Genomic DNA, 21,599 nt, shown 5'->3' with positions numbered 1-21,599 from the left:
ACAATAGGGGCATGCCCCTCATTCCCGACTTCATCGCCCCCACCCGCCACACCGACCCGGCCGAAGCGCTGGCCCAGGTGCAGCGCATCTACCAGCAACAGATCGGCCACCTGCGCGATGCCATGCAGCGCTTCGTGGCGGGCGAGACGCCCGAAAGCGCGGTGCGCGCGTTCTATCCCTTCGTGCGGGTGCACACCACCACGGTGGCACGGGCGGACTCCAAGCTGGCCTACGGCTTCGTGGAAGGCCCCGGGCGGTACGAAACCACCCTCACCCGCCCCGACCTGTTCGCCAACTACTACGCCGAGCAGTTCCGCCTGCTGCGGGCCAGCCACAACGTCGAGCTGGAGGTGGGCACCAGCGCGCACCCCATCCCCATCCACTTCTCGTTCGCCGAGCACGACCACATCGAGGGCACGCTCACGGCCGAGCGCCGCATGCTGATGCGCGACGTGTTCGACCTGCCGGACCTGGCGGCCATGGACGACGGCATCGCCAACGGCACCTGGCAGGCGCGCCCGGGCGAGGCACAGCCGCTGTCGCTGTTCACCGCGCCGCGCGTGGACTACTCGCTGCACCGCCTGCGCCACTACACGGGCACCGCGCCCGAATGGTTCCAGAACTTCGTGCTGTTCACCAACTACCAGTTCTACATCGACGAGTTCGTGCGCCTGGGCCACGCCGAGATGGCCAGGGAAGACAGCGAGTACGTGGCCTTCATCGAGCCCGGCAACGTGGTCACTCGCCGCGCGGGCCTGCCCGCGCAGCCGGGCGACGAGCTGGGCATCGCCCCGCCGCGCCTGCCGCAGATGCCCGGCTACCACCTGGTGCGCAAGGACGCGAGCGGCATCAGCATGGTCAACATCGGCGTGGGGCCGGCCAACGCCAAGACCATCACCGACCACATCGCCGTGCTGCGCCCGCACGCGTGGATGATGCTGGGCCATTGCGCGGGCCTGCGCAACAGCCAGCAGCTGGGCGACTATGTGCTGGCCCACGCCTACGTGCGCGAGGACCACGTGCTGGACGAGGAACTGCCGCTGTGGGTACCCATCCCGGCGCTGGCCGAGATCCAGATGGCGCTGCAGCAGGCCGTCGCCGACGTGACGCGGGTGCCGGAGGACCAGCTCAAGCGCATCATGCGCACCGGGACCGTGGCCAGCACCGACAACCGCAACTGGGAACTGCTGCCCGACAACATGCCCCAGCGCCGCTTCAGCCAGAGCCGCGCCGTGGCGCTGGACATGGAAAGCGCCACCATCGCGGCCAACGGCTTTCGCTTCCGCGTGCCGTATGGCACCCTGCTGTGCGTCTCCGACAAGCCGCTGCACGGCGAGATCAAGCTGCCGGGCATGGCCAACCATTTCTACCGCGAGCGCGTGGACCAGCACCTGCGCATCGGCATGCGCGCCATCGAGATCCTGCGCAACGGCGGCGTGGACAGGCTGCACAGCCGCAAGCTGCGCAGCTTTGCCGAAGTCGCCTTCCAGTGACGACAAGAAAGAAGCAGCGCCCCGTCTCCCATGCCCCTGGACTTCCTCACGCTCATGGCGGCGATGGCCGCCAACCTGTTCATGATCTCGGCCGTCCTGCCGCTCATCATGGGGCGGGATGTGAGCCGCGCCGCACGCCACGTGCAGGCCAGCATGCTGCTACAGGCGCTGGCCTGGGCCGCCATCATCGCGTCGTCCTCGCTATGGGACCGGGCGCTGTCCACGCTGTCCATCGCATGCAACGCCGCTGCCCAGTGGATGCTCTACCGCGCGCTGGAAGAATGGCTGGGCCCCCGCCCCCTGCGGCGTGTGCTGCTGGCGCTGGTGGTGGCCGCGCCGCTGGGCTACACGCTGGGTTTTGACCACTACGCCTGGCGCGTGGGCTGGGCCAACGGGCTGATGGCGGTCATCCTGTGCATCGTGGCGCGGGCCACGCTGTACCCGCTGGTGCTCGCCGACGTGCGCTGGCGCAGCCTGCTCCTGGGCTGCCTGGCCACCTCGGCCGCCTTCACCCTGGCGCGCGGGCTGCTGGGCGCCTTCACCGACGAGTACCCCAGCTTTCGCACGCCGCACCCGGTCAACCTGGCCGCGGCGCTGGCCACCAACGTGAGCCTGGTGCTGGGCACCGTCGCCGTGCTGGTGGCCTGGCGGTACGAGGCAGAGCAGAAGCTGCGCACGCTGGCCATGACCGATGGGCTCACGGGCCTGCTCAACCGCCGAGGCTTCACCACCCAGGGCGAAAACCTGCTTTCGCATGCATGGCGCCACCGGCTGCCGCTCACCGCGCTGATGCTGGACCTGGACCACTTCAAGCAGATCAACGACACCCACGGGCACGACGCGGGCGACCGTGCGCTGCAACTGTTTGCGCGGCTGCTGGGCGACACCTGCCGCAGCGGCGACCTGATTGCGCGGCTCGGGGGCGAGGAGTTCGGCGTGCTGATGCTGCACAACACGGCGTCGGCGGGCGTCTCGTTCGACCGGCGCCTGCGCCACAAGCTGCATGACGCCAGCGCGGCAGAACTGGGCTTCATCCTGGACTACAGCGCCGGCATGGCCGTGCTGCAGCCCGGAGAATCCAGCCTGGCGGCCCTGATGGCACGGGCCGACAGCGCGCTCTACGACGCCAAGGCCACGGGCCGCGGCCGGCTGACCGCCGCCACCTGAAGACCACCTCCTGGCAACGGCAGGCGGTCAGGGAACGATCAGCGCCGCGACATCGTGCGCCGCCCCCTGGCGCTCCAGCGCCAGGTGCGCGACGAGGCTGGACCGGTCCGCGGGTGTGCGCTGCTGGGACAGGAAGCGCTTGCCCTCGAGGCGGGTGACTTCGATCTCGAAGCCCCGCAGATGCAGCGCCGCCTCGTCGATGAAGGCGGGCGAGGCATCGTGCAGGGACCACGGCTGGGCGCGGTGCGCCTCCTGGGACGCCGTGAGCGCGGCAAGGTGGTCCCTCATCCAGCCGCCGTCGTCGACGAAGCGGATGCGCCCCCTGGCTTCCACCGCCACATAGTTCCAGCTGGGGGCCAGGCGCGCGCTGCGCTGGCCGTTCACGTACCAGCGCGGAGAAATATAGGCATTGGGGCTCTGGAACACCGCGAGCACCTCCGCGCCCTGCGGGACAGACCGCGCCAGCGTGTGCATGCGCGCCACATGGCCCTGAAGCAGCCCCAGGCCGCCGCCTTCGGCCAGCGGCAGAAGCGGAAGCAGGTGGGCCTCCAGGCCCGCGTGCGCCGCCGCGACCACGGTCGCCAGGGGGTAGGAGCGCACCAGGCCCTGCAGTTCGCGGACATCGTCGATGGAGAAGAGGGATTGGCTGTACATCGCACGGGCTCAAAAAAGAGGGAAGTCTGGCCGTTGCGCACGCGCGCGTCTTGAAGGTTTCGGCCAACGCCGTCAGGGCAAGCAGGGCGCCCGCCGGACCAGCGGCGCCGGTGCCGGCGCGGCGGGCGTGAAGCCCCCGTAGCGGCGGAACTCGCGGGTCATGTGCGCCTGGTCGGCATAGCCCGCCGCCAAGGCGACCTCGCCCAGCGAAGGGCGGCCGGCCTGCAGCAGGTCCATGGCGCGCTGAAAGCGCAGGATGCCCGCCAGGCTCCGCAGGGGCAAGCCCGCCACCGCCGCCATGTCCCGGCGCAGCGTGCGCGAGGAGGGTACGGCCCAGCCGCCACCGCCTTCCTCCACGGTCTGGCCCTGCCGCACCATCTGCTCGATGGCCGCGAGCGCCCGACCCTGGGCCGCTGCCACCGAGGCCCGGGCCGCCAGCGCGCGGGCGGTGGAGCGCAAGGCCTGCTCCACGCCCCGCAGCGTGCGCGCCTGCAGCAAGGGGTTGGTGGCACAAGAAGGACCCAGCATCCGCGCGGCCTCGGCGCCGAAAACCGTCCGGTTGCGCAGCGCCCCGGGCGCCGTGCCCAGGCAGGCGCCGCCCCAGCCCATGTGAAAACGCACCCCGAGGACGACCGTCGCGGCGCGCAGGCTCACGAACGCGGGCTGGTCGGCGGGGCCCGCGATCACCGGCCAGACGGACGCCACCATGCCATCGGGCCGCAGGGCGCAATGCACCACCAGGTCCATCCTGCCGTCCGGCAGCACCAGTTGCCGGCCTTGGGCCGCCGCGTCGTAGCGCCAGACGGCTTCGATCCGGGTCGCATCCAGGGCGTCCAGTGGCAATTCGACATAGTTGGTATCGGCGGGGCTGGGTTTCATGGTGCAGGCAGGATGGCGCATTTCTCGTTCAAAGGGGCGGGCGCTCTGCGGGGGGGCGGCCATCATCCGCCGCGCGGCCCGGGGTGCCAGCATGGCACACAATCAGGCCATGACCGCACTCTTCGAAGCCCTGCAACTGCGCAAGCGCTATGGCAACACCACCGTGGTGGACGATGTCTCCTTTTCCATCGCTCCCGGCGAATGCCTGGGCGTCATCGGCCCGAACGGCGCGGGCAAGACCACCACCATCCGCATGTGCCTGGGCCTGACCGCGCCCGACGGCGGTGCGGTGCACTTCACACCCGGGCCGGGCGGCGCCCCGCTGCACATGCCGCGCGATGCCCTCGCCATCAAGGCCCAGCTGGGCGTGGTGACCCAGTTCGACACCCTGGACCCCGACTTCACCTGCGCCGAGAACCTGCGCGTGTTCGGCCGCTATTTCGGGCTCAAGGGCCCGGTGATGGACGAGCGCGTGCCGCGCCTGCTCGACTTCGCGGCGCTCACGCACAAGGCGAACGCCAAGCCGGGCGAACTCTCGGGGGGCATGAAGCGGCGCCTGAGCCTGGCCCGCGCACTCGTCAACGACCCGCGCCTGCTGCTGCTGGACGAACCCACCACGGGGTTGGACCCGCAGGCCCGCCACCTCATGTGGGAGCGCCTGCAGTTGCTGCTCCAGCAGGGCAAGTCCATCCTGCTGACCACCCACTTCATGGACGAGGCCGAGCGCCTGTGCTCGCGCCTCCTGGTGCTGGACCACGGCAAGAAGATCGCCGAGGGCCGCCCGCGCGAACTGATCGCGCAGCACCTGGAGCCGGACGTGGTGGAAGTGTTCGGCGTGGGCGCCGTGGCGCTGGCCGAGAATGCCGCCCTGCGGGCCCTGGCGGCGCGCGTGGAGATCAGCGGCGAGACGGTGTTCTTCTACACCCAGAACGCAGGGCCCCTGCTGCAGGCGCTGGGCGCGCACCCGCACCTGCGCACCCTGCACCGGCCGGCCAACCTGGAGGACCTGTTCCTCAAGCTCACGGGGCGGCAGATCCGCGAGGATGGCTGAACTGAAGTCTGGATCAGTGCACTCCGGTGCGCCACGCTTCACGCAACGGCGAAAACTGACGCAGCGCAAGCCGGTGCCACCGTGGAACTGGCTTTGCCAGGCCACGGGTGGCGCCCCCCTCCCGCGAAGCGAGACAGAGGGAAGGCGCGAAGCGGCTCAGGGGGTGCGTGGTTTCACCTTGCTGGCCGCCAGCTTGGCATTGGTGCGCGCCGTCTCCACCTCGGCCGCACGCGCCAGTGCCACGCCCATGCGGCGCTTGGCAAAGCTCTCGGGCTTGCCGAACAGGCGCAGGTCGGTGCCAGGCACGGCGAGGGCCTCGTCCACGCCGTCGAACACGATGCCCTGGGCCTCCACGCCGCCGTAGATGACGGCGCTGGCGCCGGGGTTGCGCAGGCTGGTATCGACTGGCAGGCCCAGGATGGCGCGGGCGTGCAGCTCGAACTCGCTCTGGTGCTGGGTGCACAGCGTGACCAGGCCGGTGTCGTGCGGGCGCGGGCTCACCTCGCTGAACCACACCTGCTCGCCCTTGACGAACAGCTCCACGCCGAACAGGCCCTGGCCACCCAGGTTGTCCGTGACCGCCTTGGCGATCTGGCGCGACTTCTCCAGCGCGGCCGGGTGCATGGGGTGGGGCTGCCAGCTTTCCACGTAGTCACCGCTCACCTGCACATGGCCGATGGGGTCGCAGAAGCTGGTGGCGATCTGGCCGTCAGCCCCCACCGAACGCACCGTGAGCTGGGTGATCTCGTAGTCGAAGTCGATGAAGCCCTCGACGATCACGCGGCCATGGCTCACGCGGCCGCCGGCCATGGCGTAGTCCCAGGCCTTTTGCACGTCGGCGGGGCCGTCGATCTTGCTCTGGCCCTTGCCGGAGCTGCTCATCACGGGCTTGACGATGCAGGGGTAGCCGATTCCGGCATCGATGGCCGCCTGCAGTTCCTCAAGCGAGTTACAGAACTTGTACGGGCTGGTGGGCAGGCCCAGCGTCTCGGCGGCCAGCACGCGGATGCCTTCACGGTCCATGGTCAGGCGCGCGGCGCGGGCGGTGGGGATCACGCGCAAGGTGCCGGCGGCTTCCAGCTCTTCGAGCATGGGCGTGGCGATGGCTTCGATCTCGGGCACCACCAGGTGGGGTTTCTCGGCCTCGACCAGGGCCTTGAGCTGGGCCGGGTCGCTCATCGTGATGGTGCGCTGGTGGTGGGCCACCTGCTGGCCGGGGGCGTTCTCGTACCGGTCCACGGCGATGGTTTCCACACCCAGGCGCTGCAGCGCGATCAGCACCTCCTTGCCCAGCTCGCCCGAGCCCAGCAGCATGACTTTGGTGGCATGGGGCGACAGCGGGGTTCCGAGGGTGGTCATGGGAGGTTTTCCAGAAAAAAGTGAGGACGGGCGGCAGAAAGGGTCGTGAAGCCGCGGCGATCGGCCAACTTTAATGCACGGGTTGCGCGCCCCGCCACCCCGGCCACAGGCCGTGCGGACTATTTTTTGCGCCGGGTGGATCCAGGCGGCGCTGGCGCGCGTACTCCCAGGGGCAGCAGACCGTTCTTGGGACCGCTGCGCTTTTTCAACCCACTGAAGAAAAGGGAAATATCATGCACACCCAGCCATTGCGCTCCCGTTTCGCGGCCCTGACAGGCGCACTTGCCGCCACGGCCCTGCTGGCCGCCTGCGGGGCGATGAAGCAGCCCACCCCCAGCCCCATGTTCTCGCAGGACAGCCTGCCGGACGCCATCAAGGTACCCGCCGGCAACCGGGTCGCCATGGAAACCGTCGGCATGGGCGACATCACCTACGAATGCCGCGACAAGGCCAACGCGCCCGGCCAGACCGAATGGGTGTTCGTGGGCCCCAAGGCGGTACTGAACGACCGCAGCGGCAAGCAAGTGGGCACCTACTACGGCCCACCCGCCACCTGGGAGTCGGCCGATGGCTCCAAGCTGACGGCCACCCAGTTGGCCGTGGCGCCATCGGGTGCAGGCAACCTGCCCTACCAGCTGGTCAAGGCCAACCCCGCCATGGGCGGCGGCGCGATGGCAGGTGTGACCTTCATCCAGCGCGTGGCCTTGAAGGGCGGCGTGGCGCCTGCCTCGCCCTGTGCGGCCGCCAACAAGGGCGAGCGCCAGAGCGTGAAGTACCAGGCCGACTACATCTTCTGGAAAGCGGCGTAGGCCGCTGCCCGCCCCGCCGCGCCCCGCTCCGCGCATCCATCCGCATTGCGGGGCCAGCGCGTGGGGGTAGGGATTGATGGCACGCCCTAGTACTGCTTGTACGGCAGGAACTTGCCCGACAGCACCACCTTCACGCGGTCGCCCTTGGGGTCGGCCTCGCGCGTGATATCCATGCTGAAGTCGATGGCGCTCATGATGCCGTCGCCGAACTCCTCGTGGATCAGTTCCTTGATGGTCGTGCCATACACGCTCACGATCTCGTACCAGCGGTAGATCAGCGGGTCGGTGGGCACGGGCGTGGGCAGCGAGCCCTTGTAGGGCACGACCTGCAACCACTTCTGCTCCTCGGCCGTGAGGCCGAAGATCTTGCCCAGCACCTTGGCCTGCACGGGCGATGCGGTCATCTGGCCCAGGCACAGGGCGGTGGTCCACTCCTTGGACTGGCCGACCTTCCTGGCAATGGCATCCCATTGCAGGCCCTTGGCGACCTTGGTGCTGATGATCTTCTCGGTGACGTCGTTGCGGTTCATGGGGGCTCCTTGGGGGCGGGTGTCGGATCAGTGCGCTATGGCACGACCGCAAGCAATGCCCGTGCCCGCCGGCCCCACGGGCCCGTGGGGCGGTGGACACGGCCACCTATCCACCCCCGGCCCGACACAGCACAATAAGCCCATGCAATCCGTATCCCCCTCCACGGCAACCGCTGCCGCCCCGCCCCTTGCCTCCGTCTGGCGCGCGCCCAGCCTCTCGGCGCGCTGGTGGCCCGTGTTCCTGCGAAACCTGCTGGTCTGGCGCAAGCTGGCCATCCCCAGCCTGGTGGGCAACATCGCCGAGCCGCTGATGTGGCTGGTGGCGTTTGGCTACGGCATGGGCGCCCTGGTGGGACAGGTGAACGTGGGGACGGCGGGCGGCGCGACGACGCAGGTGCCGTACATCCTGTTCCTGGCCAGTGGCTCGATCTGCATGAGCGCGATGAACGCCGCCAGTTTCGAGGCGCTGTACTCCGCCTTCTCGCGCATGCATGTGCAAAAGACCTGGGACGGCATCATGAACGCGCCGGTGCGGCTTGACGACGTGGTGCTCGCCGAAATGCTGTGGGCCGCCTTCAAGGCGCTGTTCACGGTGACGGCCATCCTGGGCGTGATGCTCGCGCTCTCCATCAGCCACAGCCCCAAGCTGCTCGTGGCCTGGCCGGTGCTGCTCTTCGTCGGCATCATGTTCTCCAGCATCGCGCTCATCTTCAACGCACTCGCCAAGGGCTACGATTTCTTCACCTACTACTTCACGCTGGTGCTCACGCCCATGATGTTCCTGTCGGGGGTGTTCTTCCCGCGCGAGCAGCTGCCGCCCATCGTGCGCGCCATCTCGGACTGGCTGCCGCTGACCAATGCGGTCGAGCTGGTGCGGCCCCTGTTCATGGACCAGTGGCCTGCCAATGCGCTGCGCCACGGGCTGGTGCTGGTGGTGACCACGGTGGTGGCCTTCTGGGTGGCCCTGGCGCTCACGCGCAGGCGCTTCAAGGCCTGAACCGGCGGCACCGCCATGGCCCTTCCCCCGCTGCTGGATCCGGACCGCATGGCCATGGTCGCCAAGGGCGTGTCGGCCATCGTGGCATCGTGCAACGCCCAGCTGCAGCCGAGCATCATGCGCGCGGTCGGCTCCCACATCAGCGCGGACGGGCATCAGGTCACCGTCTTCCTGCGCCGCAGCCAGTCGCGGCAACTGCTGCAGGACATTGCCGAGACAGGGCAGATCGCCGTCGTCTTCAGCGAGCCGTCCACGCACCGCACGCTGCAGCTCAAGGCCAGCCGGGCGGTGCAGCGCCCGGCCGCCGCCGCCGACGCGCCGCTGCTGGAGGCGTACCTGCGCTCCATGGAACACGAGGTGGGCCTGGTGGGGTACGGTCCGCGCTACGTGGGCGCGATGCTGGCAGCGCCGCTGGCGGACGTGGTCGCCGTCAGCTTCACGCCGGCCAGGGCCTTCGACCAGACACCGGGGCCGCGCGCGGGCGCCGCGCTGCCCGCGCCGCAGCCATGAGCCAGCCCCTCCTGTCCCTGCACACGATCCGCCCCTGCCTGGAAGGAGCGATACCGGCCGTCATGGCCACCTGCGACGCCGATGGAACCCCCAACGTCGCCTACATCTCGCAGGCGGTGTACGTGGACGAAGGGCATGTCGCCCTGTCGTTCCAGTTCTTCAACAAGACGCGCCAGAACATCCTGCGCAACCCCCGCGCCTCGGTGCTGGTCCTGGACCCGCGCACGGCCAGCTTCTACCGCCTGCACCTCGTCTACCAGCGCACGGAAGCCACGGGCCCGGTGTTCGAGAGCATGCGCGCGCAGCTGGCGGGCATTGCCTCGCACGCGGGAATGGCGGGCGTCTTCGAACTCAAGGGGGCCGACATCTACGCGGTGGACCGCATCGAATCCGTGGCGGGCGAGAGCCTGCCCCCGCCAGCGCCGCGCCCCGGCATGCTGCACGCGCTGCGGGCCTGCAGCGAGCGCATGGCCCGCTGCACCGCGCTCGACGAGCTGCTGCAATGCACCCTGGGCGCATTGCGCGAGCAGCTGGACATCGAGCACGCGATGGTGCTCCTGCTCGACGCGCCTTCCAGCCAGCTCTACACGGTGGCCAGCTGCGGCTACGCAACCTCGGGCGTCGGATCGGAGATCCGCCTCGGCCAGGGGGTGATCGGCGTCGCGGCCCAGGAAGGGACACCCGTGCGCATCAGCCATTTCACCAATGCCGCCCGCTACAGCCACGCCATCCGCGAGAGCCTGGATGCCCATGCCGGCACCAGCGATCCCCAGCCCGCCCGCGGCCTGGACATTCCCTACCCGGGCCTGGCCCAGCCGCACAGCCAGGTGGCGGTGCCCCTGATGTCCGCCGGGCGCCCGCTGGGCGTGCTGTTTGCCGAAAGTCCCCAGGACATGCGGTTTGGCTTCGAGGATGAAGACCTGCTGGTGGCCATTGCGGGCCAGCTGGCTGCCGCCATCGACCTGCTGCAGGCAGCGCCCGATGCGACCGAGCCCCTGCCCGCCCCCGCTGTAGCAACGCCAGTGAGCGGCAGCGCGCTGCGGGTGCGCCACTTTGCGGCCAATGACAGCGTGTTCATCAACGACGACTACCTGATCAAGGGCGTGGCAGGAGCCATCATCTGGAAGCTGCTGCGCGACCACCAGCACACCGGGCGCGTGGACTTCACCAACCGCGAACTGCGGCTGGACCCCACCCTGCGCCTGCCCGATGTGGCCGACAACCTGGAGGCCCGCCTGCTGTTGCTGCAGCGCCGCCTGCAGGAGAACTGCCCGCACATCCATATCGAAAAAACAGGGCGCGGGCGTTTTCGGCTGTGCGTGCTGCGCCCCGTGGTGCTGGAAGACGCCTGACGCCTCAGTGCACCAGACCAGGCACCACCGGCAGGCCCAGGCTGCGCATCAGCTTGGTCCACTCGGGCTGCGTGAGGTGCGGCTGCACTTGCGCCAGCACTGCGGCCAGCACGGGGGCGGGCGCATGCTGCTGCATGTCCGACAGCATGGCCGTGCGCTCGGCCGGTGACATGTAGGGCACCATCCAGCGGGCTACCACCATCATTTCGTGCGGCGGGATCGAGGCCACCAGCGCATCGTGCACACCGGCCAGTTCCGCATCGGTGTAGCACTGCCAGAGCACGCGGTTGTGCGCAGTCTCTTCCTCGTGCATGTGCTCGAAGTTGTGTGCCACAAACAGCGCCAGCTGGCGGTACAGGGCCAGGTTGGCCGCAGCCCGTGCGGGCTTGGCACAGGCCATGAGGTAGTTCACCCCGTCTGCCAAGGCCGTGATGGCCTGTTCGTGCTCCACATGCTCACCCGCAATGCTCTGGCTGGAGCCGGGCTGGCGCGCCTCCATGGCGGCGTGCACAAACTGGTTCTCGTGGTGCAGGTGCGCGCGGCACAGGTCCAGCAGCTGCATCACACGGTCGCAGGTGTGGGCGAACTCCAGGTCGTCGTCCACATCCATGCGGCCCAGGCCCAGCAGCGTGTCGGCCATGAAGGCGCGCAGCGCCTTGTGGATGCTGGCGTACATGTCCATGCGGGGGGCGGCGGGCTGGGCTTGGGTCAGTGCGGCAATTTCGCGGGCATCAATCTTCATCTGCTTCTTTCATGGCCTCGTGGGCCTCTCAACACCCTGCTTCTAGGGGTGCCGGGCCGGGTGCACCATGCACCCGCTTCCATGAAAAGAAGTCTAGAAAAGCGCGGCCGGTTTGCCTGTTAAAAACTCCTTAAGCAGACCTTCTTCGAACCTTAAAAACCGCGTTCAGTGCCGCAAATGTGAATTCCTTCACACCCGCGCACGCAGCAGGTCCACCGCCTTCTCCGCGATCATCACCGTCGGTGCGTTGGTATTGCCGCTCACGATGCGCGGCATGATGGACGCGTCCACCACGCGCAGGCCCGACAGGCCATGCACGCGCAGTTCGGCATCCACCACGTCCATGGGCCCCGTCCCCATGCGGCAGGTTCCCACGGGGTGGTAGATGGTGTCGGCGTACTGGCGGATGAACTGCTCGATCTCCACGTCGGTGCGCGCGTTGGCGGATGCCGCCAGCTCCTTGGCGCCGAACTTCGCCAGCGCAGGCTGCGCGAGGATCTCGCGCGTGCGCTGGAAGCCGCGCACCATGCGCCGCATGTCATCGGGGTCGGCGAGGAACTGCGGGTCCACCAGCGGCAGGGCCATGGGGTCTTTGCTCGCCAGCGTCACCGAGCCCCGGCTGCGCGGCTGCAGCAGGCACACGTGGGCCGAGTAGCCGTGGCCGAACACCGTCTTGCGGCCGTGGTCCACGAGCTTGCCGATCACGAAGTGCAGCTGCAGGTCGGGCGCGGGTTCGGACGGATCGCTCTTGATGAAGCCACCGGCCTCGGCGAAGTTGGTGGTCAGCATGCCCGTGCGGCTGCGCCGCCATTCGCGGATGCCGCGCAGGGTTTGCGCCATGCCCGAGAGCGACAGCCCGAACAGGTCCTTGAGCGCGGGCGCATCCATGACCTGCACCACGTCGGGATGGTCGTGCAGGTGCGCGCCCACGCCGGGCAGGCCATGCAGCACCGGGATGCCGTGGCTTTGCAGCTGCGCGCCCGGCCCCACGCCGGAGAGCATGAGCAGCTGCGGCGACAGCAGCGCCCCCGCGCTCAGCAGCACCTCGCGCGAGGCCTTCACCTGCCGCAGCGCGCCGCCCTGGCGGTATTCCACGCCCACGGCGCGCCGGCCGTCAAACAGGATGCGGGTGGCCTGCGCGCCGGTGACGACCTGGAGGTTGGGCCGTGCCAGGTGCGGCGTGAGATAGCCCTTGGCGGCGCTGTGGCGCTCGCCGTTCTTGTGCGTGACCTGGTACGGCCCCACGCCCTCCTGCGTGGCACCGTTGAAGTCGGGGTTGTACGGATGCCCGGCCTGCACCCCCGCGTCGGCGAAGTACTGGCTGAAGCGGTTTGGCGCGCGCAGGTCCGCCACGTTGAAGGGGCCGCCCTGGGCATGCCAGGCATCGGCGCCGCGCTCGTTGTTCTCGGCACGCAGGAAGTAGGGTTTCACATCCTCCCAGCCCCAGCCGGGATTGCCCTGGGCGGCCCAATGGTCGTAGTCGGCATGCTGGCCCCGGATATAGACCATGGCGTTGATCGAGCTGGAGCCCCCGAGCACCTTGCCGCGCGGCTGGTAGCCGCTGCGGTGGTTCAGCGCGGCCTGCGGCGTGGTGTTGAAGCCCCAGCCGTTGAGTTCGAACTTGGCCATCACGGCCAGCCCCGCGGGGCAATGGATGAGCACGCTGCTGTCGGCCGGGCCTGCTTCGAGCAGGCAGACCCGCACGGCGGGGTCTTCGGTCAGCCGGCCCGCCAGGACGGAGCCCGCCGAACCGCCGCCAATGACGATGTAATCGAACATGTTGTGTTGCCTCCTGCGCCGTACATGGCGGCGGTGTGGAGGCACGATAACCGAACGGGCGTTCGATTCGCTTTACCATGCTGCCCGTCTGTTTCACTTTGAAGAGAGCTCTCTATATGACGATTCGAACGGTTGGCATCATCGGCGCGGGCACCATGGGCAATGGCATTGCACAGGCCTGCGCGGTCTCGGGCATCGACGTGGTGATGGTCGACATCTCCGATGCCGCGGTGCAAAAAGGCCTGGCCACGGTGTCGGGCAGCCTGGACCGCCTGATCAAGAAGGACAAGATCACGGCGGCCGACAAGGACGCGGCGCTGGCGCGCATCAAGGTCTCCACCAGCTACGACGACCTCAAGGCCGCGCAGCTCGTGATCGAGGCCGCCACCGAGAACTACGAGCTCAAGCTCAAGATCCTCAAGCAGGTGGATGCGCTGGTCGCGCCCGAGGTGCTGATCGCCTCGAACACCTCCTCGATCTCCATCACCAAGCTGGCCGCCGCCACGTCGCGTGCCGACCGCTTCATCGGCATGCACTTCTTCAACCCCGTGCCCATGATGGCGCTGGTGGAGATCATCCGCGGCCTGCAGACCAGCGATGCCACGCACGACGCCGTGAAGGCCCTGGCCGAAGCCCTGGGCAAGAGCCCCATCACCGTGAAGAACGCACCCGGCTTCGTGGTCAACCGCATCCTGGTGCCGATGATCAATGAAGCCTTCTTCGTCCTGGCCGAGGGCCTGGCCACGCCCGAGGACATCGACGCGGGCATGAAGCTCGGCTGCAACCAGCCCATCGGCCCGCTGGCGCTGGCCGACATGATCGGCCTGGACGTGTGCCTGGCCGTGATGGACGTGTACCTGACCGAGTTCGGCGACAGCAAGTACCGCCCCTGCCCGCTGCTCAAGGAAATGGTGGCGGCCGGCCGCCTGGGCCGCAAGACCGGCCAGGGCGTTTACACCTACTGAGGACCCCAGGCGCGCTGTCCCCCCGGGGACGGCGCGCCCATCGCGTTGGGTTTTCAATCATGGGCAAGGAGACATTTGCGCCCATGACCAGCAGCATCACCCCCACCACGCCCCCGGCCGAAGGCTGCATCGACACCCAGGTGCTCGGCCACATCCTGCTGATCGGCATCAACCGCCCGGCCAAGCGCAATGGCTGGACGCCGCCCATGTTCCGCCAGCTGGCCGAGGCCTACACCCGGCTCGACGATGACCCGGAGCTGCGTGTGGGCGTGCTGCACGCCTTTGGCGACCACTTCACCGCCGGGCTGGACCTGCCCGCCGTGAGCGCCTACATGCAGCGCGGCGAAAAAGCCATCCCCGAAGGCCTGGTGGAGCCCCACGACTACGGCCTGCCCGGCTACCGGCGCCGCAGCAAGCCCATGGTGGTGGCGGTCAAGGGCATCTGCTTCACGGTGGGCATCGAGCTCATGCTGGGCGCCGACATCGTGGTCGCCGCCGATGACTGCCGTTTCTCGCAGATGGAGGTGCAGCGCGGCATCATGGCCACGGGCGGCGCCACGCTGCGCATGGCCGAACGCGCGGGCACCGGCAATGCGCTGCTGCATTTGCTGACCGCCGACGAGTTCGGAAGCAGCGAGGCGCTGCGCCTGAACTTCGTGCAGAAGGTGGTGCCCGCCGCGCAGGTGCTGGACGAGGCCATCGCCATCGCCCGGCGCATCGAGGCCCAGGCGCCGCGGGCCGTGGTGGCCACGCGGCTCAACGTGCTCAAGGCCATCGAGCAGGGGCAGGCCGCCGCGGTGGCCGATTTCATTCCCGTGCAGAAACAGCTGGCCAACAGCGAGGATGCGGCCGAGGGCGTGCGCGCCTTCGTTGAAAAGCGGCCCGCGCGTTTCACCGGGCGTTGACGGCCCGCAGAGGCCGCGGCCAGGCCGGGCCGGGCCGGGCATCTTGCGCCTTGATGGCACGCGCGCTGCGCGCGGATAGCACCGCAGGCGAAAGGCCGCCGCGTCCGTCCGCAAAAACCAATCCAGCAACAAAAGATTACACAATTTAATTGCGCACAATTAAATTGCACCGCACAATCCACCCCATGGCACGCAGCAACACTTCCACCACCCCCAGCCCGGCAGCGCTGCGCCTGGACAACCAGGTGTGTTTCGCGCTGTATTCCGCCTCGCTGGCGATGACCAAGCTGTACAAGCCCCTGCTGGAGGCCGTGGGCCTGACCTACCCCCAGTACCTCGTGATGCTGGTGCTGTGGGAGCAGGACGGCGTGACCGTCTCCGACCTCGGCGAGCGCCTGTTCCTCGACTCGGGCACGCTCACCCCGCTGCTCAAGCGCCTGGAGACCTCGGGCCTGATCGCCCGCATCCGCGATGCGCAGGACGAGCGCCGCGTGCGCATCAGCCTCACGGCCCCGGGCCGGGCGCTGCGCGACAAGGCGGAAAACATTCCGCCCTGCGTGCTCGAAAGCAGCCAGTGCACCCTGCCCGAGCTGACCGCCCTGACCGGCCAGCTCAAGACCTTCCGCGACCGGATCAACCCGCCGCGCTGACCCTTTTCTTTCACCGTTCGTTTCCACCCCCCGTCCGCATCGCGGACATTCATTGACCCACTGCAAAGGAAGACACCATGACGCAACTCGAAAAAGTCCTCTACACCGCCAAGGCCCACGTGACCGGTGGCCGTGACGGCGCCGCCAAGACCGATGACGGCCGCCTGGACGTCAAGCTGTCCTCGCCCGGCACCTCCGGTACCGGCACCAACCCCGAGCAGCTGTTCGCCTCGGGCTACGCAGCCTGCTTCATCGGCGCGATGAAGGCCGTGGGCGGCAAGATCGGCATCCCCGTGCCGCAGGACGTGTCCATCGACGCCGAAGTGGACCTGGGCCCCATCCCGAACGCCTACGGCATCGCCGCGCGCCTGGCCATCAGCCTGCCCGGCCTGGACAAGGCCACGGCCCAGAAGCTGGTGGACGCAGCCCATCAGGTCTGCCCCTACTCCAACGCCACGCGCGGCAACATCGACGTGACCATCACGCTGGTGTAAGCCATGGGCCGGCTGCTGCTTCCCCGCATCGCGGTGGCCCTCGTGGCCATCGAGCATGTGTACATCCTGGTGCTGGAGATGTTCTTCTGGAACAAGCCCCTGGGCCTGAAGACCTTCAACCTGACCCAGGAGCTGGCCGATGCCACCGTGACGCTGGCGGCCAACCAGGGGCTGTACAACGGCTTCCTGGCCGCCGGGCTGTTCTGGGGGCTGTTCACCGGCAACCGGCTGTTCAAGATCTTCTTCCTGGGCTGCGTGATCGTGGCCGGGGTCTTCGGCGCCGCCACCGCCGTGCCCAAGATCTTCTTCACCCAGGCGCTGCCGGCCATCATCGCCCTGGCCCTGGTGCTGGCCCTGGACAAGCCCGCGCGCCAGCGCAGCCTGTAATAGCTACAAAAATCATAGCTTCCAGCGCTTGCCAGGCAAGCGCTGGAAGCTATCTTTACATGCAGCATGGCGCTCCCCGGCGCCCGGCCCGCGCGCTGCAAGCTGGCATTCAGCCACGCGCGCGATGATGGTGCCCAATACTCGCGCCATGAAGACCGCCCTCCTCTCCGACATCCACGCCAACCGCCAGGCCCTGGACGCCTGCCTGCAGCATGCCCGCGCGCAGGGCGCCCAGCGATTCGCCCTGCTGGGCGACCTCGTGGGCTACGGCGGCGACCCCGTGGCCGTGGCCGACCAGGCCATGGCGCTCGCGCAGAACGGCGCGCTGTGCGTGCTGGGCAACCACGACGCCATGGCGCTCGCGCCGCCCGCGACGCCCCGCAACCGCGCAGAGCTGGGCGCGCGGTGGACACACGACCGCCTCGCGTCGCGGCACCACGCCTTCCTGCAGGCCTTGCCGCTGACCGCGCGGCTGGGCGGCAACGCCCTGCTCGTGCACGCCAGCGCCGACGCACCTGCCCAGTGGCGCTACGTGGACGACTCCAACGCGGCCGAGCGCTGCATGATGGCGGCGCAGACCATCGACCCCGCCATCCGCTATGTGTTCTGCGGCCATGTGCACGAGCAGGTGCTGTACTTCCTCACGCCCACCGCCAAGCTCATGCGCTTTGCGCCCGAGCCCGGCGTGCCCGTGCCCGTGCCGCCGCACCGCCAGTGGCTCGCCATCGTGGGCTCCGTGGGCCAGCCGCGCGACGGCGACGCACGCGCCATGTACGCGCTGTTCGACGACGCGGCGGCGCAGATCACCTTCCACCGCGTGCCGTACGACCACCTGGCCGCCGCGGCCGCCATCCGCGCGGCGGGCCTGCCCGGCTTCTATGCGGACCGCCTGGAAAAAGGCCAGTAGGGATGAAACACCCCCCTGAGCGGCCGCGCCGCTTCTCCCGCCCCCGCATCGCTGGGGGATGCGGGCAGGGGGACGGCGCCAGCGCGGCACGCGGCGCAAGGGAAAATCAACATGAAACTGCTTGAGCCCGGCACCGAGATCGACGGCTTTCGCGTGGCCGAATGCATCCACGCGGGCGGCATGGCGCATATCTATGCCGTGGAGTACGCGCAGGCAGGCCGCAGCCCCGGCTTTCCGATGGCGATGAAGATCCCGCGCATGACCGCGGGCGACGGCGCGGAGAACATCGTGGGCTTCGAGGTCGAACTGCAGATCCTTCCGGTCCTCACCGGCCCCCACGTGCCGCGCTTCGTCGCCGCCGGCGACCTGGTGCGCCTGCCCTACCTCGTCATGGAATACGTGCCGGGCCAGACGCTGCAGCACTGGCTGGACAGCGCCGCCAGTCCGGGCATGGCGCCCACCCCGCCAGAGACCATTGCGCGGCTGGGCGCGGCCATTGCCCACGCCGCGCACAGCCTGCACCAGCAGAACGTCTGCCACCTCGACCTCAAGCCGGCCAACGTGCTCATCAAGAGCGACGGCGACGCCGTGCTGCTGGACTTCGGGCTCTCGTGCCACGCGCACTACCCCGACCTGCTGGCCGAGGAAATGCGCCAGGCCGTGGGTTCGCCCACCTGGATCGCCCCCGAACAGGTGGTGGGCGTGCGCGGCGACCCGCGCAGCGACATCTTCGCCATCGGCGTGATGCTGTACGAGCTGGCCACCGGCGAGCTGCCCTTTGGCTCGCCCACCACGCAGGGCGGCCTGCGCCAGCGGCTGTGGATGACGCCCGCGCCCCCCCGCAAGCACCGCGCCGACATCCCGCCCTGGCTGCAGGAAGCCATCCTGCGCTGCCTGGAGCCCGAGGCCGCCAGCCGCTACCCCTCGGCCGCCCACCTGGCGTTCGACCTGACCCACCCGGCGCAGGTGCCCATCACCGCGCGCGGCCAGCGCACGCAGGGCACGCCGCTCACCACGCACCTGCGCCGCTGGGTGCGCGCGGCGGGCATGCACTACCAGCCCAGCCCCCTGCCCGCGCAGCAGATCGAGGAGACTCCCATCCTCATGGTGGCCGTGCCACATGCCGACGTGAGCGATGCCACGCTGTATTCGCTGCGCCAGGCGGTCGCGCGCTCGCTGGGCATCCGGCCCGGCGCGCGCCTGGCCTGCGTGACGGTGATCTCGCCCTCGGCCAGCAGCACGAGCGACAGCGAACGCAGCGAGACCACGCTGCACCGCCAGCACATGGCGCGCCTGCGGCAATGGGCGCAGGGGCTGGACCTGTCGGGCCACCACGCGAGCTACCACGTGCTGGAAGCCAGCGACGTGGCCCAGGCGCTGGTGCGCTACGCCGCCAGCAACCACGTGAGCATGATGATCCTGGGCGCGGCCACCCACGGCCTGCACACCCAGCGCTTCATCGCGACGGTGCCCATGCGCGTGGCGCGCGACGCGCCCTGCACCGTCATCCTGGTCAAGCAGGCGCTTCCGTTCGAGCAGCTGGCGCACCCCCTGGGCGGCTGAGCGGCCGGGCCGCGCTGTCGCGCAGGCGGCGCGGGCATCTTGAGCCGGCGGGGGGTTTCGTTTAGCGTCGCGGCATGAGCACCACCACCACCCTTCTCGTGCGCCAGGACCAGCTGGCCACCACCCGCCTGTGGGCCGCCGAAGAACCCGCCCTCGCCGAGGGCCAGGTCCGCGTGCGGGTCGAACAGTTCGCCCTCACGTCCAACAACATCACCTACGCCGCGCTGGGGAACATGCTCAACTACTGGCAGTTCTTCCCCACCAGCGAGCCCGGCTGGGGCATCGTGCCCGTGTGGGGGTTTGGCACGGTGACCGAGTCATCGCACCCCGACGTGGCGGTGGGCGAGCGGCTGTACGGCTACTGGCCCATGGGCACCCAGGCGGTGCTCTCGCCCCAGCGCGCCAACGCGGCCGGCTTCAGCGACGGTGCCCCCCACCGCGCGGGCCTGCACGCCGTCTACAACCACTACTTGCGCACCCGCACCGACCCGCTGTACCGCGCCGACAACGAGGACGTGCAGGCGCTGCTGCGGCCGCTGTTCATCACCTCGTGGCTCATCGACGACTTTCTGGCAGACCAGCAGTTCTTCGGCGCCAGGCGCATGCTGCTGTCCAGCGCGTCGAGCAAGACGGCCTACGGCACCGCGTTCCAGCTGGCGCAACGGGGCGGCATCGAGGTCGTGGGGCTGACGTCGCCGGGCAATGTGGCCTTCTGCGAAAGCCTGGGCTGCTACGACCGCGTGGTCACCTACGACGCGCTGGAATCGCAGCTCGACGGCGCCACGCCCAGCGTGTACATCGACTTCGCGGGCAGCGTGGGCCTGCGCCAGCGCATCCACGCCCACTTCACGGGCCTGGCCTACAGCTGCTCGGTGGGTGCAAGTCATGTGGGCGATCTGGGCGGCGCCGGCCAGCTGCCCGGCCCGCGCCCGGTGATGTTCTTCGCGCCCGCCCAGGTCAAGAAGCGCCATGCCGACTGGGGTGCGCAGGGCCTCAACGACCGTCTGGTGGCGGCCTGGAACCAGTTCAGCGCCGCCGTACAGACCGCCTCCAACCCCTGGCTGGTGGTGCACAACCATGAGGGGCCCGAGGCCACGCAGGCGCTGTTTGCCGCCGTGCTGGCCGGCAGCGGCGACCCGCGCGCCGGGCACATCGCCACCTTGCTGCCCCGCTGACACGCAACGCGCGGGACATGCCGGGGCGGGCGGCGACAATGGGGCATGACCCCATTGCCTCCCGACACCGCGCCCGACACCCGCCCCCCCGCCGACCAGCACCCCTACGCCCGCCTCACCCCCGACCAGGTGCTGGACGCGCTGGCCGGCGTGGGCCTGTATGGCGATGGGCGCCTCATGGCCCTGTCGTCGTACGAAAACCGGGTGTACCAGGTCACCCTGGAGGATGGCGAGCGCGTGGTGGCCAAGTTCTACCGCCCGGGCCGCTGGAGCGAGGCGCAGATCCTGGAAGAGCACGCCTTTGCCGCCGAGCTGATGGCCGCCGAGGTGCCCGCCGTGGGGCCCCTGGTGCTGAACGGCAGCACCTTGCACCAGCACGACGGGTTTGCGTTTTCGGTCAGCCCCTGGCGCGGCGGCCGCCAGCCCGAGCTGGATGACTTCGAGGTGCTCGAATGGATCGGCCGCTTTCTCGCCCGCATCCATACCGTGGGCGCGGCCCGGCCGTTTGTGCACCGCCCGCTGCTGGACGTGCAGACCTTTGGCACGGCGTCGTACGACTGGCTGCTTGCCCGGGAAATCATCCCGCTCGACATGCAGGCCCAGTGGAAGGCCCAGTGCGAAAAAGCTCTTGAATTGATAGCTGCCAGCGCTTATCCATCAAGCGCTGGAGCTCCATTTAGCTTGAAAGATGCCACCCCCATCCGCCTGCACGGCGACTGCCACCCCGGCAACATCCTCTGGACGCCGCTGGACGAATGGGGCCGGGGCGGCCCGCACTTCGTGGACCTGGACGACGCCCGCATGGGCCCGGCCGTGCAGGATCTGTGGATGCTGCTGTCGGGCGACCGGCGCCAGCGCACCCACCAGCTCGGCGCCCTGATCGACGGCTACGAGCAGTTCCGCGGCTTCGACCGCCGCGAGCTGGCGCTCATCGAGCCGCTGCGCACGCTGCGCCTGATCCACTACAGCGCCTGGCTCGCGCGCCGCTGGCAGGACCCGATCTTCCCGGTCAACTTCCCGTGGTTCGGCACCAGCGACTACTGGCGCGGGCAGGTGGACATGCTGATCGAGCAGATCGAGGCCATGCAGGAAGAGCCCCTGTCCGCCTGAGGCAGCCCCGCGGCCTGCGTGCCGCGCCACGGGGTTCGCGCCGCGGGTGCCGGCGATGTCCTTGGCGCCTCTTCATTGCAAACGATTGTCAACCCGTGTGCACGCGGGTGCGATGTCGCGC

At 69.2% G+C, this 21,599-nt stretch carries 22 protein-coding genes and 1 pseudogene; 16 read left to right on the top strand and 7 right to left on the bottom strand.

Features of this window, described 5'->3' with window-relative positions; all coding sequences use genetic code 11:
• Positions 1-11: 11 nt before the first annotated feature.
• Both ACAM51_RS17185 and ACAM51_RS17180 read left to right on the top strand, forming a co-directional pair.
• Complete coding sequence (locus tag ACAM51_RS17185) at positions 12-1,493, top strand: AMP nucleosidase (RefSeq protein ID WP_218293092.1); 1,482 nt, start codon at positions 12-14, stop codon at positions 1,491-1,493.
• A gap of 30 nt (positions 1,494-1,523) precedes the next feature.
• Complete coding sequence (locus ACAM51_RS17180) at positions 1,524-2,660, top strand: diguanylate cyclase (protein WP_218293091.1); 1,137 nt, start codon at positions 1,524-1,526, stop codon at positions 2,658-2,660.
• Positions 2,661-2,687: 27 nt separating this feature from the next.
• Here ACAM51_RS17180 and ACAM51_RS17175 read toward each other — a convergent pair whose 3' ends face one another.
• Together ACAM51_RS17175 and ACAM51_RS17170 are read right to left on the bottom strand one after the other, a co-directional pair.
• On the bottom strand, positions 2,688-3,314 hold the full coding sequence (locus ACAM51_RS17175; RefSeq protein WP_369641301.1) for an FMN-binding negative transcriptional regulator: 627 nt from the start codon (positions 3,312-3,314) through the stop codon (positions 2,688-2,690).
• A 72-nt stretch (positions 3,315-3,386) separates the two neighbouring features.
• Complete coding sequence (locus ACAM51_RS17170) at positions 3,387-4,193, bottom strand: helix-turn-helix domain-containing protein (RefSeq protein ID WP_369641300.1); 807 nt, start codon at positions 4,191-4,193, stop codon at positions 3,387-3,389.
• A gap of 109 nt (positions 4,194-4,302) precedes the next feature.
• On the opposite strand from ACAM51_RS17170, the gene ACAM51_RS17165 reads away from it, so the two are divergent.
• On the top strand, positions 4,303-5,244 hold the full coding sequence (locus tag ACAM51_RS17165; protein ID WP_369641299.1) for an ATP-binding cassette domain-containing protein: 942 nt from the start codon (positions 4,303-4,305) through the stop codon (positions 5,242-5,244).
• Positions 5,245-5,400: 156 nt separating this feature from the next.
• Here the strand turns inward: ACAM51_RS17165 and purT are convergent, their stop codons facing one another.
• On the bottom strand, positions 5,401-6,603 hold the full coding sequence (gene purT, locus ACAM51_RS17160) for a formate-dependent phosphoribosylglycinamide formyltransferase (protein WP_369641298.1): 1,203 nt from the start codon (positions 6,601-6,603) through the stop codon (positions 5,401-5,403).
• A gap of 233 nt (positions 6,604-6,836) precedes the next feature.
• Here purT and ACAM51_RS17155 point away from each other — a divergent pair, with 233 nt between their 5' ends.
• Positions 6,837-7,412: a DUF3455 domain-containing protein gene (locus ACAM51_RS17155; RefSeq protein ID WP_369641297.1), complete on the top strand. Its 576-nt coding sequence runs from the start codon at positions 6,837-6,839 to the stop codon at positions 7,410-7,412.
• Between the two features lie 86 nt (positions 7,413-7,498).
• Here the strand turns inward: ACAM51_RS17155 and cynS are convergent, their stop codons facing one another.
• The gene (gene cynS / locus ACAM51_RS17150; RefSeq protein ID WP_218340575.1) at positions 7,499-7,942 is read right to left on the bottom strand and encodes a cyanase; all 444 of its coding nucleotides are present in this window, start codon (positions 7,940-7,942) and stop codon (positions 7,499-7,501) included.
• A gap of 142 nt (positions 7,943-8,084) precedes the next feature.
• On the opposite strand from cynS, the gene ACAM51_RS17145 reads away from it, so the two are divergent.
• The 3 genes from ACAM51_RS17145 to ACAM51_RS17135 are packed head-to-tail and all read left to right on the top strand — an operon-like array spanning position 8,085 to position 10,801.
• Entirely contained in the window at positions 8,085-8,939 is an 855-nt protein-coding gene (locus ACAM51_RS17145) for an ABC transporter permease (protein WP_369641296.1), read from the top strand.
• A 15-nt stretch (positions 8,940-8,954) separates the two neighbouring features.
• Positions 8,955-9,449: a hypothetical protein gene (locus ACAM51_RS17140; RefSeq protein ID WP_218340577.1), complete on the top strand. Its 495-nt coding sequence runs from the start codon at positions 8,955-8,957 to the stop codon at positions 9,447-9,449.
• Positions 9,446-10,801 (top strand): GAF domain-containing protein, encoded by a 1,356-nt coding sequence (locus tag ACAM51_RS17135; RefSeq protein WP_218340578.1) that lies wholly within the window; start codon positions 9,446-9,448, stop codon positions 10,799-10,801. The genes ACAM51_RS17140 and ACAM51_RS17135 overlap by 4 nt, the downstream gene beginning before the upstream one ends.
• A 4-nt stretch (positions 10,802-10,805) precedes the next feature.
• Here the strand turns inward: ACAM51_RS17135 and ACAM51_RS17130 are convergent, their stop codons facing one another.
• The gene (locus ACAM51_RS17130; protein WP_369641295.1) at positions 10,806-11,543 is read right to left on the bottom strand and encodes a hypothetical protein; all 738 of its coding nucleotides are present in this window, start codon (positions 11,541-11,543) and stop codon (positions 10,806-10,808) included.
• Positions 11,544-11,732: 189 nt separating this feature from the next.
• Positions 11,733-13,322 carry a GMC family oxidoreductase gene (locus ACAM51_RS17125; protein WP_218293080.1) on the bottom strand — a complete coding sequence of 530 codons (1,590 nt, stop codon included), beginning with the start codon at positions 13,320-13,322 and terminating at the stop codon, positions 11,733-11,735.
• Between the two features lie 116 nt (positions 13,323-13,438).
• Between ACAM51_RS17125 and ACAM51_RS17120 the strand changes: the two genes are divergently transcribed.
• From ACAM51_RS17120 to ACAM51_RS17100, 5 genes are all read left to right on the top strand, one after another.
• Complete coding sequence (locus ACAM51_RS17120) at positions 13,439-14,287, top strand: 3-hydroxybutyryl-CoA dehydrogenase (protein WP_218293079.1); 849 nt, start codon at positions 13,439-13,441, stop codon at positions 14,285-14,287.
• An 83-nt stretch (positions 14,288-14,370) separates the two neighbouring features.
• Positions 14,371-15,192 (top strand): crotonase/enoyl-CoA hydratase family protein, encoded by an 822-nt coding sequence (locus ACAM51_RS17115; protein ID WP_218293078.1) that lies wholly within the window; start codon positions 14,371-14,373, stop codon positions 15,190-15,192.
• A 185-nt stretch (positions 15,193-15,377) separates the two neighbouring features.
• The gene (locus ACAM51_RS17110; RefSeq protein WP_369641294.1) at positions 15,378-15,842 is read left to right on the top strand and encodes a MarR family winged helix-turn-helix transcriptional regulator; all 465 of its coding nucleotides are present in this window, start codon (positions 15,378-15,380) and stop codon (positions 15,840-15,842) included.
• Between the two features lie 77 nt (positions 15,843-15,919).
• Positions 15,920-16,336, top strand: a complete 417-nt coding sequence (locus ACAM51_RS17105; RefSeq protein ID WP_218293076.1) for an organic hydroperoxide resistance protein — start codon at positions 15,920-15,922, stop codon at positions 16,334-16,336.
• 3 nt (positions 16,337-16,339) lie between these two features.
• On the top strand, positions 16,340-16,723 hold the full coding sequence (locus ACAM51_RS17100) for a DUF1304 domain-containing protein (protein ID WP_369641293.1): 384 nt from the start codon (positions 16,340-16,342) through the stop codon (positions 16,721-16,723).
• Between the two features lie 2 nt (positions 16,724-16,725).
• On the opposite strand, the pseudogene ACAM51_RS17095 reads toward ACAM51_RS17100, so the two are convergent.
• Positions 16,726-16,791, bottom strand: a pseudogene (locus tag ACAM51_RS17095) (hypothetical protein); the annotation flags it as partial.
• Positions 16,792-16,871: 80 nt separating this feature from the next.
• Between ACAM51_RS17095 and ACAM51_RS17090 the strand changes: the two are divergent.
• From ACAM51_RS17090 to ACAM51_RS17075, 4 genes are all read left to right on the top strand, one after another.
• The gene (locus tag ACAM51_RS17090) at positions 16,872-17,630 is read left to right on the top strand and encodes a metallophosphoesterase (RefSeq protein WP_369641292.1); all 759 of its coding nucleotides are present in this window, start codon (positions 16,872-16,874) and stop codon (positions 17,628-17,630) included.
• A gap of 111 nt (positions 17,631-17,741) precedes the next feature.
• Positions 17,742-19,193, top strand: a complete 1,452-nt coding sequence (locus ACAM51_RS17085; RefSeq protein WP_369641291.1) for a protein kinase — start codon at positions 17,742-17,744, stop codon at positions 19,191-19,193.
• A gap of 74 nt (positions 19,194-19,267) precedes the next feature.
• Entirely contained in the window at positions 19,268-20,368 is a 1,101-nt protein-coding gene (locus ACAM51_RS17080; protein ID WP_369641290.1) for a DUF2855 family protein, read from the top strand.
• Positions 20,369-20,413: 45 nt separating this feature from the next.
• Positions 20,414-21,478 (top strand): serine/threonine protein kinase, encoded by a 1,065-nt coding sequence (locus tag ACAM51_RS17075; protein ID WP_218293071.1) that lies wholly within the window; start codon positions 20,414-20,416, stop codon positions 21,476-21,478.
• Positions 21,479-21,599 lie beyond the last annotated feature (121 nt).

This window comes from Acidovorax sp. A79, assembly GCF_041154505.1.
Lineage (GTDB): Bacteria > Pseudomonadota > Gammaproteobacteria > Burkholderiales > Burkholderiaceae_C > Acidovorax.
This window is presented reverse-complemented; position numbering and strand designations above follow the sequence as displayed.